The sequence below is a fragment of the Streptomyces sp. NPDC050842 genome (assembly GCF_044456565.1).
Classification (GTDB): Bacteria; Actinomycetota; Actinomycetes; order Streptomycetales; family Streptomycetaceae; genus Streptomyces.
The window spans coordinates 93,982-114,994 of record NZ_JBITGA010000015.1 but is presented as its reverse complement, the minus strand read 5'-3'; the positions used below and the strand labels follow the sequence as shown (position 1 = coordinate 114,994).

Here is a 21,013-nt window from a genome sequence, read left to right as displayed (position 1 = left end):
TAATTCCGAGCCTCTGCCCTTGGGATCGTTCCCGAACGCCAGGAACATCCGCTCTCAGTTCTGACCTACGTAGCCAGCGCGACCGTGGCAGAGGAGTGGTGTTCACGAACCTGGGCGGAGCGGTGGCCTTCGGCTGGGTTTTCTGCGTGGGCTCGGCGAGCCACCGGTTCAGCCGAAGTGGGCGGTGTGGCGGTCTAGGGGGTGTCTTTCCGATCATCGGATCGTTGGTCCGGTGGTGAGGGATGGGGAGATTTCTGACGCGGCGTGGGCGGTGATCGAGCCGCTGTTGCCGCCTGTGGGCCGTGCTCGTGGCCGGTGGCGGGATCACCGCCAGGTCCTTGAGGGCATCGTGTTCAAGTTCCGCACCGGCCTGCCCTGGAGAGACCTGCCCGAGCGGTTCGGCCCATGGCAGACCGTCCACGGACGGTTCGCCCGCTGGGCCGTCGACGGAACGTTCGACCGCCTCCTGGCCGCAGCCCAAAGCCGGGCGGAGGTGGACTGGCTGGTCGCGATCGACTCCACGATCGTCCGTGCCCACCAGCACGCCGCCGCCAAAAGGGGCTCGAAGAACGCGGCCTCGGACGCTCCCGTGGCGGTCTGACCACCAAACTCCACCTCGCCTGCGACGGACAGGGCCGACCCCTGGCCTTCCTGGTCACCGCAGGCAACCGCAACGACTGCACCCAGGCCGAAGCCGTCATCAGCCTCATCCGCGTGGCAGGGCCAGGACCGGGCAGGCCCCGGACCCGGCCCGACCACGTAGTCGCGGACAAGGGCTACTCGGCCCGCACGTTCCGGGCCTACCGCCGACGCCGCGGGATCAAGGCCACGATCCCCGAACGCGTCGACCAACTCGCCGGCCGCAAGCGGCGCCGGGAACGGCCCCTGCGGGTTCGACAAAGCCGCCTACCGACGACGCAACGTCGTCGAACGCTGCTTCCACCGCCTCAAACAATGGCGCGGCATCGCCACCCGCGACGTCGGCCGGACGCAGAAGAGAGCCAGGAGCCTGGGTGATGTGCGAGGTGTCAGCCGGGCCAGGTTCCTGTGAGGCGGTGCACTGTAGTGGCGCCACCGCGGTCGACTGCGGCTTTGATTCCGGCGAAGATCGCGCCTTGGAGGGCGGCAGCGGCCAGGACCTCCGGCCAGCTGCGGTCCTGGTCTGTGGCGTCGGGGGCATCCTCCTCATGGCCGAGGGTCTTCCATACTTGTTTGAACACTGCGCCGGCCACGGCACCGCTCACGGCCCCGAGCGCCAGGCCGACCGGCCTGTAGGCGACTTTGGACGCTTTCATTTAGCACCCCTCCTGGTGCGCCTGGCGAAGAAGACGATGGCGAGTGCGGCCACGGCGCCGGCGGTGAGCAGGCCGCGACTGTTGCGCGCGGAGTCTGCCATCCGATAGGCCTTCTCCCGGGTCGGCCCTGACGTCCTGTCCTGGATTTTGCCCCCCAGGGCGTGGGTGGTGTCGGTCAGCTGCTTCTTGGTCTGGGCTGCCTTCTCACGCACCGGCTGGGGCGTCTTGTCCTGAGCTGCATGGAGAGCGTGGGCGGCCTTGTCCTGGATCTGGCTCTTGACCTGCGCTGCCTTCTGCTGTGCTTGGGCTTTGACGTCGGCCTTGGCGGCCAGCGCCTCGACCGTTTCGCCGAGCTCCTCGCGGGTGTCTTCCACCTGTTCTCGCAGTTCGTCGGGAGTGGGGGCGGCGTCGTTGTTCTGTGATTGGTCCGTCATCGGTGTGCCCTCTCCTTGACTTCGGCCACGTCTGCCTTGACGCCCTCGATGGCCTGCTCGGGGGCGGGTGGGGTGGCCTGACTGACCTGCTTCTTGCCTACACCGGCGAGCACGCCGGCCACCACGGCAAGCAGGACTGTGACGGTGAGCGCCGAGACCCACAGGGGCCAGATCAGGTCCAGGGCAATGATCGCGCTGGCCGCGAGGCCTTGCAGGGCGATGAATCCGATCACGCCTGCTCCGCCGAACAGGCCGCCGCCGAGCCCGAGCCGTTTGCCCTTGTGCTGCATCTCCGCCTGCGCCAGTCGCAGTTCCTGCCGTATCAGCGTGGAAATTTGCTCCGATGCCTGCTGGACCAGCGCACCCACCGGCTCGTCGTCGTGACGGGGCGGGTGATCCACTGACCTGCTCATCATTGTCACCTGAGCCTTCGGGGGGCTTTGTGCTTCCTTGCTGCCGGGAGGGTCGGTCGTTTCCTGGCGGGTACCCGGCATCTGCTGGCCCATCCGGCCGAACCTGGGTGTCGGGCGCCCTACAGCAGGACGTGGCGCGGCAGGCGGGGGGTGTGGTGGACCACGAGGGCGCAGGCGATGCCGATGGCGGCGGCGATGTCGCTGGGGTAGTGCGCTCTGCTTGCACACGGCGTTCGAAAGCACTTGGGCGGTGGCCCCAGCCTTGTGCTGGGCGCGCCGGCCTGTTGCGGCCATCAGGACGGCCGTGCTCTACCAGAGTTTGCTTTCCTCGGCCGCGGACTCCGCGGCCGGCAGGACCTGCCGCGCCCAGGGTGAATCCCAAGAGGCGGCGTGGTGGGTCAGCCGGCGGTCGAGGCGACGAACGTCATCCAGAAGGCGCATGATCACCTGCTTCCGTCATCCCGTACACCACCGGGCCAGCGCTCGCCCATGTCTTTGCGCTCCTCATCACTCCACTTGCACGTGTCCCGGGGCTCGACGTAGGGCTCTTCGTCCTTGGGGTGGCCTCCGATGATGGCGCGTTCGCGGGCCATCTCGGCGTCGAATTCAAGGCCGAGCAGGATCGCCAGGTTCGTGATCCAGAGCCAGACCAGGAAGATGATCACTCCCGCGAGGGTGCCGTAGGTCTTGTTGTAGGAGGCGAAGTTCGCCACGTAGAACGCGAAGCCCGCCGAGGCGATCATCCAGATCAGCAGGGCCAAGAAGCTTCCCGGGGTGATCCACTTGAAGCCGCGGCCGCGCGCGTTGGGTGAGGCCCAGTACAAGATCGCGATCATGATGGTGACCAGCACGACCAGGACCGGCCACTTGGCAATCGACCACACGCTCAAGGCGGTGTCCCCGACGCCCAGGGCCGTGCCGATCTGCTGGGCGAGAGGGCCGGTGAGCACCACGAGCAGCGCACTGATGCAGGCAAGAATCATCAGCACCAGCGTCAGGACCAGCCGCAACGGGGTGATCTTCCAGACCGGGCGACCCTCGGGGATGTCGTAGACGGCGTTGGAGGTACGGATGAAGGCGGCCGCATACCCCGAGGCCGACCACAGGGCCATGACCAGGCCGACGATCGCCAGAGCGGTGCTCGTGCCGCCGGAGGACTGCAGCTGGCTCACCGCATTGGTGATGACGTCGCGGGCCGCGCCAGGGGCAAGCTTCGTGAGGTTGTCCAAGACCTCCTGTGTCGCCGTTTTCCCCGCGATACCCAGCAGTGAGACCAGCACCAACAGGGCGGGGAACAGCGCCAGGATGCCGTAGTAGGTCAGCGCCGCAGCCCGGTCGGCCAGCTCGTCGTCCTTGAACTCCTTCAGCGTCCGCTTCAGCACCGCCCCCCACGACTTCCTTCCCATGTCCGTAGGCTCGTCCGGCGCATCGCGTTGCACCTGCGGAGCGGGCCTCGCTCCGCCCCCGCGCCTGTCGTTCCCCTCACGGCCGACGTCCAGGTGCTGCCCCTCGTGCCGGTGCTGTTCGTCGCGCTTGCGCTGCCACATAGGTGCCATGCCGTGCGGGTAACCGCAAACGCTGCACCGGGAACGTCCAGCCGGCCCCGATTCTCGCGATCGCAGTAGCCGAAGCAGCGTCGAGGCACTTCGCCGTGAGCGCTGATCAAGGCGGTGCTGCCTGCACGCTCAGTGACTGGTCTTGAACGAAATATTTGACCTGTCGCCCCCAGTCTCGACTGGCCCCGCGCCCGTTGATTCCGCGAGCAGTGGCCGCATCCTCGCCGGATCAGTCTCAGGCCGCCAGGAACGGCACTCCCGGCGTCACTTGAGCTCCTGGGCACGCGACCGTGTCCACCGGATTACGTCGAGCGGCGCCCAGCGCGTTCATTCGGCCGCCGAATCGAGGGTCGTCGAGAGGATTGAGCGATGCCGATGTGGGTCAGACGCCAAGACGAGGTTGGCACTCGCCATCGATTCCGGAGGTCACGATGAGCAAATGGCACCTCGGCCCCCACTGACGACGGCAGCGTCGTTAGTGGGGGGGGAGCCGTCGTATCGACGATGCACCCGCGGAGCGCGTCGCCCGCGAAGCATGGGACTGGGTGAGCGCGGCCACGCCCCCATCCTGCCCCAGTGCGGGCCGCCGGCTGACAGGCAGTCGCCCTCGTCCGGGGACTCCGGCGATTCGGCTATCACTTTGACGAGACGTTCCTGCCCGGCCCCGAAAGGGCCACCGGATAGCGAGGCCGGATGGGCGCCACGGCACGACATGGACGGAAGTGGGAGACCGCTTATGACGCGCATGCCCGGTACCTACGAGTCGTACTGGATGGAGACCGGGACGGGCCCCGAGTATCCCGCTCTTACAGGTGATCTGGAAGTCGAGGTGGTGGTGGTCGGCGCCGGTGTCGCCGGCATCTGCACCGCCTGGGAGCTGGCACGCGCCGGGCTGCGGGTCGCCCTGCTCGAAGGGGACCGCGTGGCGGCGGGAGTCACCGGTTACACCACCGCGAAGCTCTCCGCCCAGCACGGCCTCCTCTACGCACAACTGCGCAAGTCGTTCGGTGTGGAGGGGGCGCGGCAGTACGCGCGCTCGCAGCAGGAGGCCGTCGAGTACGTTGACCGGGTCGCGGCGGAGCTGGGGATCGACTGCGAGCTGGAACGCGTCCCGGGATACACGTACGCGGAGTCCGCGGACGCGGTCGACCAGCTGAGGGCCGAGGCAGATGCGGCGCGCGAGGCCGGGCTGGCGGCTTCGTTCGTCTCGGAAACCGGACTTCCGTATCCCGTCGCGGGCGCGGTCCGGATGGACGACCAGGCGCAGTTTCATCCGCGCAAGTTCCTGCTTGCTCTCGTCGCCGACTTCGTCGGCCGGGGCGGGTCCGTGCACGAACGAACGCGGATCGTCTCGCTCGACGAGGGCGCGCCGTGCCGGCTCACCGCCGAGAGCGGGGCAGAGATCGTGGCTCAAGACGTCGTCGTGGCCACTCACTACCCTGTCTTCGACCGTGCCCTGCTGTTCTCTCGGCTCGAACCGCACCGTGAACTCGTCATCGCGGCGGCTCTTCCTGCCGACCGTGATCCGCAGGGCATGTACCTGACCCAGGAGGAGAACACCCGGTCGGTGCGCACGGCTCCGTACGGTGAAGGGAAGCGGCTGCTCATCGTCACCGGGGAGAAGTTCACGCCGGGCGTCGGCGACGTGAGCGAGCGCTACGAGCAGCTCGCCACCTGGACCATGGAACGTTTCCCGGACGCACAGATCACCCACCGGTGGGCGGCGCAGGACAACACCACCACTGACAAGGTGCCCTTCGTAGGGCCCTTCCATCCCAGTTCCCGGCACGTATACGTGGCGACCGGCTTCGGAGGCTGGGGCATGAGCAACGGCGTCATGTCCGGGCGACTGCTCACCGCCGAGATCACGGGCGGCGAGCTGCCTTGGGCCTCGCTCTACGACCCGCGGCGCCTCCACGTCCGTGAGACACCGTCCCTGTTGAAGGTGCAGGGTTCGGTTCTCAAGCACTTCGTGGGCGACCGGCTGCGTACCTCCCACGCCGACAGCATCGAGGAGATCACGCCCGGTACCGGAGCCCTCGTACGGGTCGGTGGGCGGCGCTGCGCGGTCTACCGCGACGAGAACGGCGCGACGCACGCCGTGTCTGCGCGCTGCACCCACCTGGGCTGTCTCGTCCACTTCAACGACGCCGAGCGTGCCTGGGAGTGCCCCTGCCACGGATCTCGGTTCGCCGTCGACGGCTCCGTCCTCCAGGGCCCCGCCGTCCACCCGCTCGAACCGCGCCCCCTCCTCAAGAGCGACGAGACCTGACCCATCGCACGCGGAGGTCGGCGAGAAGAGCGTCTCGGGTGCTCCGCTCAGCTCGGGGTTCCCGGGGTCGTCTCCGACGCGGAGGCCGGACGTGCCAGGGGCGACCGGGATCGAAGCACCTCAACAGTGAGCCGTCCGGTGGGGGTGAAGCGCTGGACGACTCCTTCCAGCCCGAGCATGCCTACCGTGGCGCGCGGAGCAGTGCGGCGAGGGACGCGGCGAGTTCCGCGGGGTCCACAGGCAGGGTGATCACGGCGTCGGCGTGGCTCCAGCCAGCCAGCCAGGCGTCCTGCGGCCGTCCGATCAAGAGCAGGACCGGTGGACAGCGGAAGACCTCGTTCTTGATCTGTCGGCACACCCCCGAACCGCCGGCGGGCGCCGCTTCGCCGTCCAGCACGCAGGCGTCGATGCGGCTTGTGTCCAGTGCCAGCAGGACCGCGGGCAGAGTCGCGCACTCGACAAACGCGACCGGCGGGACGTCGGACGCGGGGCCACGGCCGACCGCCAGCCGGACTTGCGCCCGGGTGCCGGCGTCGCTGCTGTACAGGAGGACTGAGACGCTCGGCGGCATCGTTTCTCCGGCTGCATGATCGACTATGGCGGAGCACAGCCGGCACCTGCCCCGTGGCCGGCAAATCTAGATGTTCAAAGTTGCATAAATCGGGTATTCCTGCCTGTTCGGCATCTGCTGGGCGCCCGCCCGTCCTGTACTGGCAGGCATTCGACATGCATGGCGGTGAGAACCGATGACCCAGTGCAAGACCCCCGATTTCCGCACCGGCCACCGCGGCCGCCACTGGACCCACGCCCTGCGCTGCGCCCAAAAGGCCGGAGCCGTCATCGTCACCGACGATACGGAGGAACCAGTGACCTACGCCCACGAAGCCTCCGGACCCGGCCGCTTCCGGCCCTGGATCACCGACACAGGCTCCCGCTACGACAGCCATGACGTCCACCCCGAGTGGTAGCCGCCGACGGTTCCGCTGCGTACCACTGCGTACGGCCATGCAAAATTCACCACGGCTCCGGCCAGGCAGGGTGGCCCCAGTGCCACTGCGGGGCTGCGGCTGCGGAATGCGCGGGCCTCCGGACTGTGTCGCCCGGAGCGACAGGTCCAGGTCGAGGCGGTTGTTCATGTCCAGCTCGATCATCCGGTGGCCGTGCTCGGACCGGTGCTGAACAGCGGTACCTCCTCCGCGGTCACGTCCAGGCGCAGCCGTTTGAAGCGGACCGGGTGCCGGAAGACGCCGCCTTGGTCGACGGCTGTGTCGGCGCTGATTTCGGCGACCAGCTCGGGGCGTACGAGGGTTACGTCCAGGACGTCTCGGCTGCCCCACGCCGATGCGAACCGCCGGCCTTCCCAGGGATGTCCGGCTTCGGCCGCGTTCACGTTGCCGCCGACCAGGCGCGCCAGCTCGGCGCGGAGCGGGGCCGTGCGGCCGATCGAGCGGAGGTGACCGGAGACGTCGCGGCGGCCCAGGAGGAGGAGCTGGGGCCGGGTCAGGGTGCCGGTGATCGCGCCGATGATCGCCTCTGTGGTGTTCCGGCGACGAAGTTTGTACCAGCCCCTGTGTCCTGGCCGGTAGGGCTGGTTCACCGCCTTGACCACGATTCCTTCCACGCCGGAGATCTCGGTCCAGGACTCCAGCCACTGCTGGGCCTTGATCAGATCCGAGGTCATAGGGCACAGCGTCCAGGGGGAGGTGAGCCGGTGGAGGGCGAACAGGGCTTCCAGCCGGAGGCGGCGTTGGCGGTAGGGGTAGTCGATCAGCTCGCTTCCGTCCTGTTGCAGGATGTCGAAGGCGATGAAGAACGCGGGCAGCGACGCAGCGAGAGCGCGCGTGCTGCGGCGGCCGCGGGCAGCGGTGCGCCGCTGCAGCCCTTCAAACGACAGTTGGCCTGCCTTGGTGTCCCAGACGACGAGCTCGCCGTCCAGGACCACGCCGTCGGGCAACTTGTCCGCCGCGGCGACAAGGTCGGGGAACCGGTCCTGGATCAGTGCCCCGCGACGGGTCTGCAACAGAAGGACGCCGCCCGGCCCGGCGGGGGTGAACAGCAGGACCCGATAGCCGTCGAACTTCCGCTCGAACGCCAGCTCGCCCGCCACGCCGGGTCCCGGCACCGACTCCACAGCCTGCGCCAGCATCGGCTCCACCGGCGGTCGCAACGTCACCCTGGACTGCCTTCCCTTCACGTCTATTGTCCGAGATGAGGACAACGCCTTCACGTGAGATCTCGCAGCTCCTGCGCGAGCGGCCTCGCCTCACGGCGGGGCCGCTTCGGCGTTCACGCGCATGAACAGCAGCGGCGCGCCTGGCACCAGCCAGCCAGCCGTCCCTTGACGGGGTCGTCGGGAAGCTCGGCTACGGGCCGCTGGAGGCCATCGCCCGCAACAAGGTGAACCTGGGCCGGATCGAGACGCACTGGCCGGACAGGCTGCGGGTGGCCGGGTCGACCTTGGGGGGGCCAGGGCGGTGGCGTAACGGAGTGCGGGGTCGTCGACCGGATTACGAAGTGCGTGCCGCAGGTCGAGGTAGAGGCCGTCGGTGACGAGGCCGTGGGCGCCGTCCGTGACGGACGCCGATCGTACGGATGACGGTGGTGACCCGGCCTATCCCGTGTACCGACGGGCGGACGTGGAGGGACATCAGTCGCGGGCGGGATCCCGGCTGCAGTCACCGTGCCCTTGGGCGCGCGGCTGCTTTGCGGGGGCGGCCCCGGCCGTACTGCGTCCCGTCACGGGGACCGGGGCCTTGTCCCGCGCGCTCCATTCCGGCACGGGCCGGTAGGGAGCCTTGTCCGTCCGGGTGAGTGAAGGGGCCGATTCCGTTGTCCAGGTCACGGCCCCAGTTCCGCCGGAGGGTGGGGGTCAGGCGAGGTTGATGTTCTCCGCCTGGGGGCCCTTCTGGCCCTGGGTGACGTCGAACGTCACCATCTGGCCCTCCTGGAGCTCACGGAAGCCCGTCGAGTTGATCGCCGAGTAGTGAGCGAAGACGTCCGGACCGCCGCCGTCCTGGGCGATGAAGCCGAAGCCCTTCTCCGCGTTGAACCACTTCACAGTTCCCGTAGCCATGTCTCATGCCTTCCAGTCGATGAACGCCGCCCACACGGTGTGGGAGGCGGAGGTGATCGCCCTGGTTCCTGCGGCACAGCACAGCAAAAAAGCCCACGCCGAAGGCATGGGCAAAGGGGAAGATCCGAACCACGACAGCTAACGGGGACGTTACACGCCCGCACACCCTGTCACCAGAGGAAACGCCTCATGTCCTAGGGGCAGATGACCGTCAGGGCGTGGGAGGTACGGCGCGGGCCAGAGGTTCGAGGTCGCCGTAGAAGACGGCGTGCAGGCCGGCGGCCAGTTCCCGGGCCCTCCCCTCACCGTCCACGTCGTACAGCACGACGTAGACGGGGTCGGCGAAGGAGTCGGGGCGGCCCCGCGGCTTTCACGGCGCGTCCCGGAGGAGCGTGCCGGGGATCGTGCCCACCGTGAACGCAAAACCGTGCGAGGAGCTCACCACGCTTCGCGGTTGCGATACGGCCTGAGCGGCTCTCCGGCACCTGCGAACCGGTCCCGGACACCGGGCTGTCAGTGCCCTTTGACAGCATGAACCCATGAGCAAGGTAGTGAACTACAGCATGGCGAACCGCGGCGAGATCGTGCGCTTCGTGCCCGCCCTGGACCTGAGCGCCGACGAATCACGACGCCTGGACAACATGCGCGTCAGGGCGAAGGCACGTCAGGACAGCCTCGACCTCCAGGGCGTGGACTGGGGACTGTCGGTCCCGGACGCCCTGGAGGAGCTGGTCTCCGGCCGGGCCGACTCCTCCGCCGATTACGCCGGTTGCGCCTACTACGCGGCCCTCCAGATCATCATCGACCACAACGCGAGCGACAGCGCGACCCTGGCGAGCTACCGGAGCCCCGTCACCTACTTCTCCGCCCTGGACGACGCCCTCAGCTCGGCGGGCGTCCCGGCCGACCTGCTGCCCTACCAGTACGTCTTCAGCGGCCCGCCCTCGGAGATCGGGTTCCACATACCCCATCCCCTGGAGGGATCACCGGAGATCGGCTGCTGGCCCCTCGCGAAGGCCGGCCCCGCGGTGGAGGCCTACCGCGCGGTGCTGGACCGCGTCGACGCCGATCTTCGGTACGACCTCGGGGAGCTCATCGAGGCCCTCGACAGCTGGGCCTCGGAATGGAACAAGGGCGAGGGCGCCTGGTGGTGGGCCGAGGACGGCTCGATCTTCTTCTCGATCACCGGCTGACCCGCTGGGGCGACAGCGGGGACGGTACGCGCATCGTGGTCTGTCTGGAGGATCCGGCCCTGCGGGAACGAGTTGAGGAGTACACGGCGAGCTCACCACACTGTGTGCCGTCATCGACTGCGCCCTCGGCACGCCGACCGGACGGCGACGGTCACCGAAGGCCACCCCGCGCACGTAGAACCTCCAGGAATTCCGCCTCTGCACCTAGTGGTTCACGCCTTTCACGGCACAGGAAGGGGCGCGCCGGTCGCCTGTGGGGAGCGCCGCCCGTTACCGTGCCCGAGTCCTGACGAGGGCGGCTACGGTCTGCTGCTCGTGGCCGCCCTCGCCACCGCTTGGGGTGTCAAGGCCCGCAGGGTCGGCAGGACGGTCTGCGGCTGTCCCGCTGACCGCCGGGGGGCGGGGTCAGAACAGCGGGGGTACGTTCTGGAACTGGCCGCTGGGGCTCATGACGGCCTCGAACGGGGTCTTCCACTGGCCCGTTCCCCGGCGGAGGCCCAGGTAGGTGGGGGTGTAGTCCGCCCAGTTGACGGAGACCAGATCGTTCTTGCCGTCGCCGTCGACGTCACCCGCGCCGATGACCCTGAGATCGCGCCAGCCACCGCCGATCTTCGACCGGGTCGCGAACGTGCCGTCGCCCTTGCCGAGGTAGAGCCAGAGCACACCGTCCTTGTCGCGGGCGACGAGATCACCGGCGGCGGCGCCGCCGATGTTCCCGGTGGCGGCAATCTGGTGGTAGACGCCCCAGCCTCCGCCGACCTTCCTGCGCGCGGCGAACGTACCGTCAGCCCTGACCGGATGGACCCAGAGGACGCCCTCCCTGTCGGTCGCGACGAGGTCTTCGCGGCCGTCGCCGGTGAGGTCGGAGCCGCTGGTGAGCTTGGCGTAGACGTTCCAGCCCCCGCCGACGCGCTTGCGGGGGGTGAAGGTGCCGCCACCCTTGCCCTCGTATGACCAGAGGACGCCGTCCTTGTCGCGGGCGACGAGTCCCGTGCTGCGGCGGACGATCTGGTCGTACGCGTTCCAGCCTCCGCCGATGAGGGTCCGCCGCACCGGTTCGTCGTGCGTCAGCTGCCGGAGCTGGCCCACGTCGTACAGGTAGAGGAAGCCGTCCGAGGAGCGGCCGAAGACGTCGGGCGAGCCGTTGCCGTCGAAGTCGTGCCGGAGGGGTGTGCGGGGGGCGACGACGAACGAGCCGGTGCGCTCGACGGCCGGACCGATGCCGTTGCGGGGCTCGGCCGTCATCGTCCATGTGTACGCGCCCGCGTAGGCCGGGAACTTGCTGAGGAACCCGTCCCAGTCGAGCCGGAACTCGCTCGGTCCCCCACGTTCCTGCCAGGCCCTGAGGGTGCCGGTCGCACGCGAGGCCGTGTGGACCACCCTGAGGGTGACGAGAGCGCCGGGGCGGTCGAGCGTCCAGCTGAACGGCACCTTCCCGTCCGCCGCGTCGAGGTCGACCACGCCGGACGGCGCCTGGGGTTCGGACCGGGCGGTGAGGGCGGTGGGGACGCCGGTGGTCGCCAGGACGGACACGGCCGGCCGGCTGCCGTTCGCGCCGGGCGTGATCCGGTACACCCCCTCGCCGTGCTCGACGGTGCCGCCGGTCGCGATCAGGCCGCCGTCGGCGGCCTGGACGACGGAGGTGGCGTGCGCGAGGAGCGGGAAGGTCTCGTCCGTCGTCAGCGAACGGGCGGTCAGGTCGCGCAGTCCCTCGGCGTTCCAGGCACCGAAGGCCCAGGAGTTGCCGTACACGACCCAGTCGTGCGTGACTCCGAGGGCCAGCGGCGCCCCCCTCACCTCCCTCGCCCAGGTGGTGCGGGCGACCTCGAGGGAGTCACGCCGGGCCACCGCCAGGACCGTCTTCCCGGTGGCGTCCCTCTCCTGCCACACCGCGCGGGTCCGGGAGCCACCGACAGGGGTGATCCAGTCCGTGGCGTTCAGGACGTCGTGGGTCGCCGTCACCGAGGCCGTGGCGAGGTCCACGAAAACCAGCTTCTGTCCCCCCGTCCCGTCCGAACTCACGAAGCCACGGATCATCAGCGTGCTGGGGTCCGTGTGCTGCTCACCCCGCCACCACCAGGTCTCCTGCAGGCCGGTCACCTTCCGGTCCACATCCTGGCCCCGGTCATCCTTGTCGATCAGGTGGACCTCCCCTTTCCCGTCCACCCGTCGTTCCACGACGAGCGTGGTCCCCCGGTACGCGACGGAGGCGATGGCGCCGGCCTCGCCGTGCGCGGCGAGGTCGTAGGAGACCAGCTCCTCGCCGGTCGCCATGTCGAGGAACGTGCGGGTCGTGCCGTCGGTCCGGATGACGGTGTCCGTGCCCGGGTCCGCCTCGTACGTCCCGCCCGGCAGCCGGGTCCGGACCCCGTCCGCGTACCGCGTCCACGTGTGGACCTCGCTCTCGCCCTCCTTGTGGCGGGTGAGGAAGCCGGTGGGTCCGCCGGAAAGGGCGACCGTGCCCGGCGGCATGGAGATCGCGTCCTGTGGGGCGTCGGAGGCGGCAGGCGCCACCGCGAGGGGCATGGCGAACGCCGGGACGGCCGGGCTGCCGGCGGTGACCGCAAGAGCGACCGTGACGGCGACAGCGAGGCGTCGGCCGGCAGGGCTGAGGTGCTTCAAGGGGATTCCTCCCGAAATCATGGGTGAGGCGTCCGCGCGCCCCGACCGCAGGACTTCCAAAGGCCATTCAAGGTTGTACGGCCGTTCCCAGGCCGGAACCCAGTCCGTCAACTCGGCTTCAGCGTCGGTCAGGAGCAGCACCTGCGTCGGGTGGGCGTCCCCCCGCCCCACGACAGTGTCCCCGCCCCCCGCCCTCCATCAACGCCCGACCAGCGAAAACACCCCAGCCTGACGTGCCGCCACTGACACCAACCCACTGACACCAACCCGGCACATCGCAACCAGGCGCTGGTACTTACGTGGCCGTAGCTCCGGTCGACGAGCGGTGTCAGCTCGCCGCGGCGCGGTCGAGCAGCCGTTCCATCGTCTCCACCGGCAGTGCGGGGTGTGCGGCTGCGGCGTGGACGACCCTGGGGTCGGGGTTCGCAAGCAGGCCCTCGATGATGTCCGGCGGTGAAGCCGGGTGGGCCGCAATCGGGCGGAGCGCCTTGCGCGCGGATCCGGTGTCCCGTGCCATCCGGCGGAGCAGCTTGGCGGGGCAGGCGGGGTTTTGAGCGATGGCGCCGTACACGGGTGGTCCGTGGCGGTCGGCCATGTCGGTGAGCTGGTGGCTGGTGAGCCTTGGGTGGGGTGCGATCTTGCGGGCGACCCCGATGTCGGGATCTTTGGCGAGCCGGTCGACGAGCGGTGCGGGAAGGTCGGGGCGCGCGGCGGCGAGGGCGCGTGCCTGGGCTACGCGGCTCGTGGCCAGTTTGTGCAGTTCGGGTTCGGTCGCGTTCAGGATCCGCGACAGCGGCCCGTCCGAAAGTCTTCGGCGGCCTGCGAGCGCGGTGAGGTAGGAAAGTGGTGTTGATGGATTCTCCGCGACAGCCAGGCGGACGCCGGGGTCGGGGTCTTCGGTGAGCTGGAGGATCAGCGGTTCACCGATGCTGGGGTTGCGGGCGAGGGTCTCCCGTACGAAGGCCGCTGGATGGGTGGCCAGGCGGGCGTGGAAGGCGGCTGGGAGGTCGGTCCGTTCCGCGATCTCAGCCGGTGTCCCGGCTTCCTCGGCGTCGAGGAAGTTCTCGAGACCGGCGGGTGGCACGGCCGGGTTGGTGGCGGCGGCCAGCCGTATCCTGCGGATGCCCGGGGCGTGGTCGGAGCAGCCTTCGGTGCGAAGGTGGCATGCCGCGCAGCGCGTGGGCGCGGGGCTACCGCCGTCGGCGAGGAGCGCGGTGAGCAGTGCGGGCGGGATGTGGTCGTTGTGCGCGAGGCTCACTCGTACTACGACGTGGGGGTGGCGGGCGAGTTCCTCTGCGAGGTCGGCCGGCAGTTCGGAGGATTCGGCCGCCCGCTCGGCCACGGCCGGGTCGGGGTCACGGGCAAGGGTGGCAAGGACGTCGGGTGGCAGGCCGGTGACGTAGGAGGCCAGCTCGCCACGGACTTCTGGGTCGTGGTGCACGGCAAGTTCTCGCACCACTACTTCCGGCGCGATCCCGGCCTGGGCTGCGGCCAGCAGGAAGAAGGAGTCATGGCGTGGCACCTCGGCCCAGGGAATCTTGCCGCGCGTGATCAGCGAGTGGACATCGACGTCGTCGTAGGCCAAGAGGATGCGCGCCTGGAGCTCGGACAGGTCATCGCGATACGTCAGAACGTGACGGACGTCTTCGTCACCCGTCTGCGCGAGTGGCTCGAACAGTCGCTCCGGGAGGGCTGGGTTGGCCGCGATCCCCGCCATGACGTCCTGCACCAGATCTCCCTCAGACGCCCCTGAACGCTCCGTCACCCTCGTAGTTCCGGGCGGAACGCCGAGACCGACGGGGGATGCAACCGTCGCCGGGATTCGAACCCGGGTTTCCGGCTCCGGCGAACCGGCGACCGGTGTCCTGGGCCGCTGGACGACGAGGGCTGCGTCGGCAGCGTACGGGCCGGAACAGGTGAACCGCACTGAGATTTCGATGTCAACGGCCGGTGACGCGGACCTCCAAGACCGCAGTGGAGTTCGCGCGCGCGCAACGGCTGCATCTGGTCGACCGGACCGTCTTGGCAGAGCGGGCAGGCGGCTCACGGCCGCTGTGGGAACTCCTGAGGGCCGTATCCCCCGCATCGCCGTCCGACGTCACTGTCCTGACGACGCAAGGCGCATCGTTGCCAGCCCTTGGGGCTACACCGCTGACAACCAGCTCACGAATCTCCACTGGCACTCCCCCGCAGACCATCAGCGGGCGCTGCTGGGGTCGTGTATTGCGCTGTCGGCCCATCAGAAGATGCTGGAGCCGGCGAGGGTTCTCGCAGCCGGGCCAGGAGCACGGGGACCCGGGCATGTCGCCCCGGCAGCCGCGAGCTCTGCCCAGGGAAGCGTCGAGCGGCGCATCCGTATCCGGAAGGTGGACCTTTGCGGAGACCGCGGTCTGGGAGCGGCCTACATGGGCTGACCTGCGACGGCTCGGCGTCCTGACGTTGACTGGCCCCCTATGAGGTCTTGCTCCGCACCCGCCGGCGCCGGCCTGGCGGCCGTCCAGACCGGCGGACGGGGCGACGTCACGCAGGGACGCCGAGCGGCGGGTGCTCGAGCACGCGGGGCTTGTACTCGACCAGCTGGATGCGGCCGTCGAAGGTGCGGTGCTCGATCATCTCGAGGGCAACGTCCGGATAGCCGTCGTAGATGCGTTCTTCGCCCGTGTTCCCGGTGATCACCGGGAACATGACGACCCGGAAGCGGTCGACGAGTCCGGCTCGTAGGAGGGACCGGGACAGGCTGAGGCTGCCGATCGTGCTGAGGAGCCCCGAGCCACTCGACTTCATGGCGCTGACCGCCTCGACGGCGTCGTCGCGGACGAGCGTGGAGTTGGCCCACGTCAGTGGCTCCTGGAGTGAGGAGGAGAACACCACCTTGGACGCTTGCGTGAGCTCGTCGACGGACGCCTCTTCCTCGGGCCTGAACTCGTCTTGGCCATGGGGGACCTGGCCTGCGGCGAAGCCCGACATGAGGCGGTAGGTGTTCGCTCCCATCAGGTAGGTGGCCTCGGGCTGCTCGCCGAGCCATGCGAGGTACTCCGGGCCCTCGAGGCCCCAGAACCCGGGCCATCCCTCTCCCGACGCGTGGCCGTCGAGGGAGGTGATGAAGTCGACGAGAAGCTCCGACATGGCGGTGTCCTTTCCTGGGGTGTCACGAGCTTGGACTGGCCGGGAGCCACAAACGCATCGACCGCGCCGTGGAGCAACGAGAAACCCATGACGCTGCAGCCGAACAGATCGGCGGGGCGCCACCCGCGGACGGCCCGGGCAAACCATCACGCTCAGCCGGGCCAAGTACAACGCTCAGGGGTCAGCTGAAACGCTCAGTCACATTTTGTGACTGAGCGCCGTAGTTGGCCCGTCCGGCCAAGTCCGTGCTCAGGAAGTCGACGACGGAGCGACGCCGCCGGGTCAGGGCGTCGGGGAGGCCCCCGCGAATGACTTCCAGTCTCGGACCGTCTCCTGGTGCGAACCGTTCGCCGTGCTCGCGGCCACTGCCTCGGCTTGCTCGATGGAGCATGGTGCTCCTGCGCGGGTGAGCAGGACGAGGTGGCCACACGGGTCCCGTGCCGACTGGTTCCCCGTCGAAGGGCGTCCACTCCCAGGGGCCGTCGAACTGCCATGCCCGGCCAATGACGTCGGCGACCTCGTCGCCCAGGTCGAGGTGGGCGTACGGCCGCATCATCAGTTCACAGACGAAGGGGATCCCGTCGTGGGGATGAATCGCTATCGAGCGCCGTCGGCCAACTGGAATGCTTCGGGGCCAACTTCGATCCTCAGAGCCGGAGCTGGCTGCGGCAGCACCACCCCATCACGGGGACCCCCTCACCTGGCCGAGGCACCTCGCGGGTCGCCTTCGGCGATAGCGGTCTCGGCGACGCGGTGAAGGGCGTTCTGGTACGCCACGGCGTTGCCTGGTTCCTTCTGCCAGGGGCTGATGGTGACGGTGGCAGAGGGCAGCGACCCCAGGGGGATTCCGAGGTAGAGGGCGGCGGAGCGGCGGGAACGGCCAGTGGCCATCTGGACGAGTCGGATCGCCGCGTCCCGCCGCAGTTGCCGTCTCGGTGCGTCGAGCTCGTCGAGCGGGGTGGTCCAGTGCTCTGGCAGGACAGCGGGGATGGTGCAGGGGGCGAGTCGGCCCCGGTGGGTGGCGGGCTGGGGGAAGAGGGCAGGCTTTCCCACGGCCTTCCGTGGGAACCGGACGATCCCGCGGAGCACCGCGGAGCACCGCGGTCATCGTGGGTGAGCAGTGGGGAACTTGCCGGCGGAGCCGGATGTGGGCGGTGCTCGTCGACGGCAGGGCGGACAGGAGCGACGCAGGGGTGTGGTGTCCGTTCGGGTCGTCGAGGGTCGCCACGGTGAGGGCCATCAGGGCCGCTGCGGGGAGCGGGTCGGCGGGCGGGTGTCCGAAGGTTCGAGCGACCCGTCTGTCCCCCAGCGCCATTGTCCGCTCGGGGTGGGGGCGACGCAGGGCATCGCCGTGGGCCGTGACCGCGTCCATCGACCCGAGCTCCGCGAAGACCTCGCAGGCTGAGGGGCCAGCTGCCGCGGACGGCCGAGACGGTCGCCCGGATGTCGTTGAAGAACCACTGGGCGGACACCCGCTGACCGAGGCTCGTTACCTCGTGATCGGCCCCGGCTGTGGCGGCTTCGGCTAGTCGGCGATGGGCGTGCGTCATGGCCGGCGTGGGCCGCAGGTGTTCTCGGGCGGGGTGCAGACGCTGCCCCGGGGCGGGGATGAGCTGTGGGTCGCCATCGTTCCTCGGAGCGGTAGCCGTTGGAGAACGCCGGCGCGTGGCAGGCGGGGCGCTGCCAGGCCAGGAGTCGGTTGTGCCGCTCGCGGAGAAAGGTGTGCGGGAGGCGTCAGGCTCCCTGCCGGACGGGGCCGCCGGGGAGTTGGGCGGTGTCGGTCAGGCAGTGGGGGCGGTAGCGGCTGAAAGCGGTGAGCACCCAGCCGTCGTCGGCCATCGTGACGGAGCTCTGGTGCCGCCCGAGGTAGTCGATGCGCAGCGGCGTAGAGCCGGGGGCTTGGCCGGCGAGGGTGAGTGCGTGGACTTCGGCCGGGGTGGAGGCGGCAGGCGTCGGCAACCTGTTGGGCATGGGCGGCGTCGAGGCGGACGAGGTGGCGGACGGGGAGGAGCGGGCCGGTGGTGAGGCCGCAGAGGTGTCCGAGGTCCAGCGGTGGGAGGGCGAGGCGTAGGAGGTAGCCGGGCAGCAGGTCGCCGGGTACCGGGTCGAGGCTTCTGGGCAGCAGCGTGTTCATGCCGTGTCCGAAGCGGCGGGGCCGTGGTCATCAAACGCGGTGTCGCGGCGCCGTCCGGCACGCGGGCGGCGGGCTGGAGCTTCGGGGACAGACGGGATCTCGTCGGCCTCGGCATCGCGGCTGGCTCCGGCCAGGGTGAGCGGGAGCGTGTCGAGGAGGGTCTCGGTAAGGCGCTCGGCGACGCTGGTGATCGCTTCGGCGCAGCCGTCCTCGATGAGGCGTTCGAGAAGGCCGACGACGCCGTCGGTGCGGGTGAAGAGGTACTCGGGCCCAATGAGCGCGCGGGAGCGATCTGCCTACGACCTGCTCCGGATGGCCACCCACGCCGACCTCCCGCTCCTCGACACCCCGATGAGCCAGAGGTCGACCGGCTGTTGAGCGCTCGGACCCGCACCAACGCCTTCAAGGCTAAGCCGTCCACCCGCGCGCCAGAACAGCTTCAGCGCCCACGCCCACGTTCTTGTTCAGGTCGCGTCACCGGTCGGGGATGGGGTGGATCTTGGCGAGCCCGCCGAGAAGACGCGCGTCACGCTTCGGCAGGCGTGGTTCGGTCTTACCGGACGCCGCTCCCCCGGCTTCGGCTCCCACTGGGAGGGCGGGGCGCCGGGCTGTCTGGCGGTCGTTGCTGCGTCGTGGGGCGTGGGTCGCGTATCCGATTCGGGTTTGTCTCGTTGGTGTCGGTATGAGAACTATGAGCGCCCCTCCTTCCTCCTCGTCGTCCCCTTCTGCCGCGGAGCCGGAGAACGCGGCCGGGCCGGTGTCGGCTTCTGGAGGAGGGGGTGGGTCACAGCTGTTGAGGGTGCAGTGTTTCAACGTGTCGCGGGACGGGTTCGGGGCCGGTGAGGGGCAGAGTCTGGAGCGGCCTTTCGGGCACGCGGATCCCAGCGCCCTGTTCTCCTGGGCGGGTGCCACCGCCAGCTGGGTGAACCGGACCGATCCCGGTGGTACGCGTGGGCTGGACGACTACCTGACGCGTGACCACGCCCGCAACATGGGGGCGGAGATCATGGGGCGTAACAAGTTCGGGCCCCAGCGTGGTCCCTGGGAGGACTACGAGTGGCAGGGATGGTGGGGGGACACCCCGCCGTTCCGCGCGCCGGTGTTCGTGCTCACCCATCACGTACGCCCGTCCTTCACCCTGGCCGACACCACCTTCCACTTCCTCGACGCGACTCCCGCCGAGGCGCTGGCGCGCGCGAAGGAGGCGGCGGCCGGGCGGGACGTGCATCTCGGTGGTGGGGTCAGCACCATCCGCGAGTTCATCGACGCCGACCTGGTCGACACGATGCACATCGCCGTCGCGCCCGTCGACATCGGCCGGGGCGAGCGGCTGTGGAAGAGCCCCGACGAACTGCTCGACCGCTTCCACATGGAGTCGGTGCCCAGCTCCAGCGGGGTCACCCATCTGCTGTTCTGGAGGCGGTGACCGGGTCGGGCACGGTTCTTCCTTGGCCCTGGCGGGTGCGCGTCGCACCCGCCGGGGCTTTTTGGGCGTGACCGGTCCGGTTCGGTTGGTTCGCGGTGTTTTATTCGGTGGTGTCTCGGGGCTTTGGCAATTTGGAAGATGCCCCGCTCCCCCACCGCCTGACTCAATTGAGGCACAGCCAGGCGGTGGTGATTGCGAGCAGAGGGGCATCGAGGCATGAGCGAAATCGGCGACGACTCGGACATCGTCAAGTTCGTCTACTGGGACAACCTCACGTACGCGCCGCCGGGATCGCGCGACCCGGAGAAGTGGGATGCCGGGCTCGGGGCCCAGATTTACGAGAGCTACCTCGACCATTGCGTCGAGGCGGAGCGGCTTGGCTATGCCGGTCTCAGCATGCCGGAGCATTTCGGGCCGTCATCGCTGGTCACTCATCCGAACATCATGCTGGCGGCGCTCGCCGCGAGGACGAGCAGGGCCCGGATCATGTCGGGGGTGAACCTCGCCCTGCTGCACAATCCGCTGCACCTGGCCGAGCAGTTCGCCATGATCGACGTGCTCTCCGGCGGCCGGCTCGAGGTGGGTCTCGGCCGGCGCGGCGACCGTGCCGCCTTCGAGCACGCGGCCGACCTCGTCGACGGCGTCCTCAACCAGATCGACCACCCGGTGCCGAAGGCCGATCTGACGCCGGCGCTGGCGCCCTTCGCGCAGGACATCGAGACCGCGAGGGTCACCGTGTGGCCCCGGCCGGTCCAGCGGCGCGTGCCCCTGTGGGTGGCGGCCGAGACCGACGGGTCCCTGGCCACCGCGGCCCGGCGCGGATGGAACGTGTTCACCGGACTGAACCTCGACCCGTCCGCGGGCGGCATGTCCAAGGTCAGTGTGGAGGAGATGGTCACGCGCCTGGAGCGGTATTTCGAGATCGGGCAGGAAAACGGGCACGCGTTGTCCATGTCGAATGTTTCGGCGAGCTGCTTCACCGTTATCGCGGACACCGACAAGGAAGCCTCCGAGATCGTGCGCGATGGTTTCGCTTCGCACGTCGAGGCCGCCGGGGGGCATTTGGCGCGGCTGGCCGGGGCCCATCTCACCGAGAGCTCGCTGGAAATGCTGGCGAAGGAGGGCGACACCGGCGTGCAAGGGGTGTTCGAGGCGCCGGCGGACTCCTACCTCAGGAATCCGTTCGCCCTCGTCGGATCGGCCGAGACGGTCAAGGCGAAGCTGGACGCCCTGGTGTCGGCCGGTTTCAGGCGGTTCGTGCTGCTGTGCGGCGGAGTCGGCAACGCCCACGAAGTCGGCTGGCAGTCGGCGACGGCCATGGCCCACGACGTGGCGCCCGAGTTGTTCTCCGCCGCGAAGGCCGGTCTGGACGAAGCGGCCTCCTGACCCCGGTGCCCCGGCCCGGATCGGATGGCCTCCCGTTGCCATCCGATCCGCCGGGCCGGGGCCTTTTCCCGGTGAAGCCCGCC

General features: G+C 69.3%; 21 protein-coding genes, 1 tRNA gene and 1 pseudogene. 10 read left to right on the top strand and 13 right to left on the bottom strand.

The features are described from left to right. The first annotated feature begins 184 nt into the window (after nucleotides 1–184). Together ACIBG6_RS36665 and ACIBG6_RS36660 are read left to right on the top strand one after the other, a co-directional pair. Nucleotides 185–601, top strand: a complete 417-nt coding sequence (locus ACIBG6_RS36665) for an IS5 family transposase (RefSeq protein ID WP_399227088.1) — start codon at nucleotides 185–187, stop codon at nucleotides 599–601. After that, nucleotides 499–1,017 (top strand): transposase, encoded by a 519-nt coding sequence (locus ACIBG6_RS36660; RefSeq protein ID WP_399227122.1) that lies wholly within the window; start codon nucleotides 499–501, stop codon nucleotides 1,015–1,017. Before ACIBG6_RS36665 ends, ACIBG6_RS36660 begins: the two co-directional genes overlap by 103 nt. Nucleotides 1,018–1,028: 11 nt before the next feature. Here the strand turns inward: ACIBG6_RS36660 and ACIBG6_RS36655 are convergent, their stop codons facing one another. From ACIBG6_RS36655 to ACIBG6_RS36640, 4 genes are all read right to left on the bottom strand, one after another. Continuing rightward, entirely contained in the window at nucleotides 1,029–1,295 is a 267-nt protein-coding gene (locus tag ACIBG6_RS36655) for a DUF4235 domain-containing protein (RefSeq protein WP_399227087.1), read from the bottom strand. Beyond that, on the bottom strand, nucleotides 1,292–1,729 hold the full coding sequence (locus ACIBG6_RS36650; RefSeq protein WP_399227086.1) for a DUF3618 domain-containing protein: 438 nt from the start codon (nucleotides 1,727–1,729) through the stop codon (nucleotides 1,292–1,294). The genes ACIBG6_RS36655 and ACIBG6_RS36650 overlap by 4 nt, the downstream gene beginning before the upstream one ends. Continuing rightward, complete coding sequence (locus ACIBG6_RS36645; RefSeq protein WP_399227121.1) at nucleotides 1,726–2,142, bottom strand: phage holin family protein; 417 nt, start codon at nucleotides 2,140–2,142, stop codon at nucleotides 1,726–1,728. Before ACIBG6_RS36645 ends, ACIBG6_RS36650 begins: the two co-directional genes overlap by 4 nt. Nucleotides 2,143–2,585: 443 nt before the next feature. Beyond that, nucleotides 2,586–3,698: a YihY/virulence factor BrkB family protein gene (locus ACIBG6_RS36640; RefSeq protein WP_399227085.1), complete on the bottom strand. Its 1,113-nt coding sequence runs from the start codon at nucleotides 3,696–3,698 to the stop codon at nucleotides 2,586–2,588. A gap of 736 nt (nucleotides 3,699–4,434) precedes the next feature. Between ACIBG6_RS36640 and ACIBG6_RS36635 the strand changes: the two genes are divergently transcribed. After that, nucleotides 4,435–5,970 carry an FAD-dependent oxidoreductase gene (locus tag ACIBG6_RS36635; protein WP_399227084.1) on the top strand — a complete coding sequence of 512 codons (1,536 nt, stop codon included), beginning with the start codon at nucleotides 4,435–4,437 and terminating at the stop codon, nucleotides 5,968–5,970. 181 nt (nucleotides 5,971–6,151) lie between these two features. Here ACIBG6_RS36635 and ACIBG6_RS36630 read toward each other — a convergent pair whose 3' ends face one another. After that, nucleotides 6,152–6,541, bottom strand: coding sequence for a hypothetical protein (locus ACIBG6_RS36630; RefSeq protein WP_399227083.1), 390 nt, complete (start codon nucleotides 6,539–6,541; stop codon nucleotides 6,152–6,154). 175 nt (nucleotides 6,542–6,716) lie between these two features. Here ACIBG6_RS36630 and ACIBG6_RS36625 point away from each other — a divergent pair, with 175 nt between their 5' ends. Beyond that, nucleotides 6,717–6,938: a hypothetical protein gene (locus ACIBG6_RS36625; protein ID WP_399227082.1), complete on the top strand. Its 222-nt coding sequence runs from the start codon at nucleotides 6,717–6,719 to the stop codon at nucleotides 6,936–6,938. 179 nt (nucleotides 6,939–7,117) lie between these two features. On the opposite strand, the gene ACIBG6_RS36620 is transcribed toward ACIBG6_RS36625, so the two are convergent. Then, nucleotides 7,118–8,197, bottom strand: coding sequence for an ATP-dependent DNA ligase (locus tag ACIBG6_RS36620; protein ID WP_399227081.1), 1,080 nt, complete (start codon nucleotides 8,195–8,197; stop codon nucleotides 7,118–7,120). A 642-nt stretch (nucleotides 8,198–8,839) separates the two neighbouring features. Beyond that, the gene (locus tag ACIBG6_RS36615) at nucleotides 8,840–9,043 is read right to left on the bottom strand and encodes a cold-shock protein (protein WP_030556983.1); all 204 of its coding nucleotides are present in this window, start codon (nucleotides 9,041–9,043) and stop codon (nucleotides 8,840–8,842) included. On the opposite strand from ACIBG6_RS36615, the gene ACIBG6_RS36610 reads away from it, so the two are divergent. Both ACIBG6_RS36610 and ACIBG6_RS36605 read left to right on the top strand, forming a co-directional pair. Beyond that, a complete protein-coding gene (locus ACIBG6_RS36610) occupies nucleotides 9,042–9,185 on the top strand; it encodes a hypothetical protein (protein ID WP_399227080.1) in 144 nt (47 codons plus the stop codon). The two genes, ACIBG6_RS36615 and ACIBG6_RS36610, sit on opposite strands and share 2 nt — an antisense overlap. Before the next feature lie 397 nt (nucleotides 9,186–9,582). Continuing rightward, nucleotides 9,583–10,236: a hypothetical protein gene (locus ACIBG6_RS36605; RefSeq protein WP_399227079.1), complete on the top strand. Its 654-nt coding sequence runs from the start codon at nucleotides 9,583–9,585 to the stop codon at nucleotides 10,234–10,236. A gap of 405 nt (nucleotides 10,237–10,641) precedes the next feature. On the opposite strand, the gene ACIBG6_RS36600 is transcribed toward ACIBG6_RS36605, so the two are convergent. After that, complete coding sequence (locus ACIBG6_RS36600; RefSeq protein WP_399227078.1) at nucleotides 10,642–12,858, bottom strand: FG-GAP repeat domain-containing protein; 2,217 nt, start codon at nucleotides 12,856–12,858, stop codon at nucleotides 10,642–10,644. Between the two features lie 328 nt (nucleotides 12,859–13,186). Continuing rightward, on the bottom strand, nucleotides 13,187–14,116 hold the full coding sequence (locus tag ACIBG6_RS36595) for a hypothetical protein (protein ID WP_399227077.1): 930 nt from the start codon (nucleotides 14,114–14,116) through the stop codon (nucleotides 13,187–13,189). Here ACIBG6_RS36595 and ACIBG6_RS36590 point away from each other — a divergent pair. Then, complete coding sequence (locus ACIBG6_RS36590; RefSeq protein WP_399227076.1) at nucleotides 14,102–14,611, top strand: hypothetical protein; 510 nt, start codon at nucleotides 14,102–14,104, stop codon at nucleotides 14,609–14,611. The two genes, ACIBG6_RS36595 and ACIBG6_RS36590, sit on opposite strands and share 15 nt — an antisense overlap. Before the next feature lie 53 nt (nucleotides 14,612–14,664). Here ACIBG6_RS36590 and ACIBG6_RS36585 read toward each other — a convergent pair. Next, nucleotides 14,665–14,747 (bottom strand) — tRNA-OTHER (locus ACIBG6_RS36585). 82 nt (nucleotides 14,748–14,829) lie between these two features. Between ACIBG6_RS36585 and ACIBG6_RS36580 the strand changes: the two are divergent. Next, a pseudogene (locus tag ACIBG6_RS36580) lies at nucleotides 14,830–14,968 on the top strand (restriction endonuclease); the annotation flags it as partial. A gap of 410 nt (nucleotides 14,969–15,378) precedes the next feature. Here ACIBG6_RS36580 and ACIBG6_RS36575 read toward each other — a convergent pair. The 3 genes from ACIBG6_RS36575 to ACIBG6_RS36565 form a co-directional block, all read right to left on the bottom strand. Continuing rightward, nucleotides 15,379–15,984: a dihydrofolate reductase family protein gene (locus ACIBG6_RS36575; RefSeq protein ID WP_399227075.1), complete on the bottom strand. Its 606-nt coding sequence runs from the start codon at nucleotides 15,982–15,984 to the stop codon at nucleotides 15,379–15,381. A 696-nt stretch (nucleotides 15,985–16,680) separates the two neighbouring features. Continuing rightward, nucleotides 16,681–17,037 carry a hypothetical protein gene (locus ACIBG6_RS36570; protein ID WP_399227073.1) on the bottom strand — a complete coding sequence of 119 codons (357 nt, stop codon included), beginning with the start codon at nucleotides 17,035–17,037 and terminating at the stop codon, nucleotides 16,681–16,683. A 681-nt stretch (nucleotides 17,038–17,718) separates the two neighbouring features. Next, a complete protein-coding gene (locus ACIBG6_RS36565) occupies nucleotides 17,719–17,955 on the bottom strand; it encodes a hypothetical protein (RefSeq protein WP_399227072.1) in 237 nt (78 codons plus the stop codon). A 920-nt stretch (nucleotides 17,956–18,875) separates the two neighbouring features. Here ACIBG6_RS36565 and ACIBG6_RS36560 point away from each other — a divergent pair. Both ACIBG6_RS36560 and ACIBG6_RS36555 read left to right on the top strand, forming a co-directional pair. Then, a complete protein-coding gene (locus ACIBG6_RS36560) occupies nucleotides 18,876–19,544 on the top strand; it encodes a dihydrofolate reductase family protein (protein ID WP_399227071.1) in 669 nt (222 codons plus the stop codon). Nucleotides 19,545–19,760: 216 nt separating this feature from the next. After that, nucleotides 19,761–20,930 carry an LLM class flavin-dependent oxidoreductase gene (locus tag ACIBG6_RS36555; RefSeq protein ID WP_399227070.1) on the top strand — a complete coding sequence of 390 codons (1,170 nt, stop codon included), beginning with the start codon at nucleotides 19,761–19,763 and terminating at the stop codon, nucleotides 20,928–20,930. Nucleotides 20,931–21,013 lie beyond the last annotated feature (83 nt).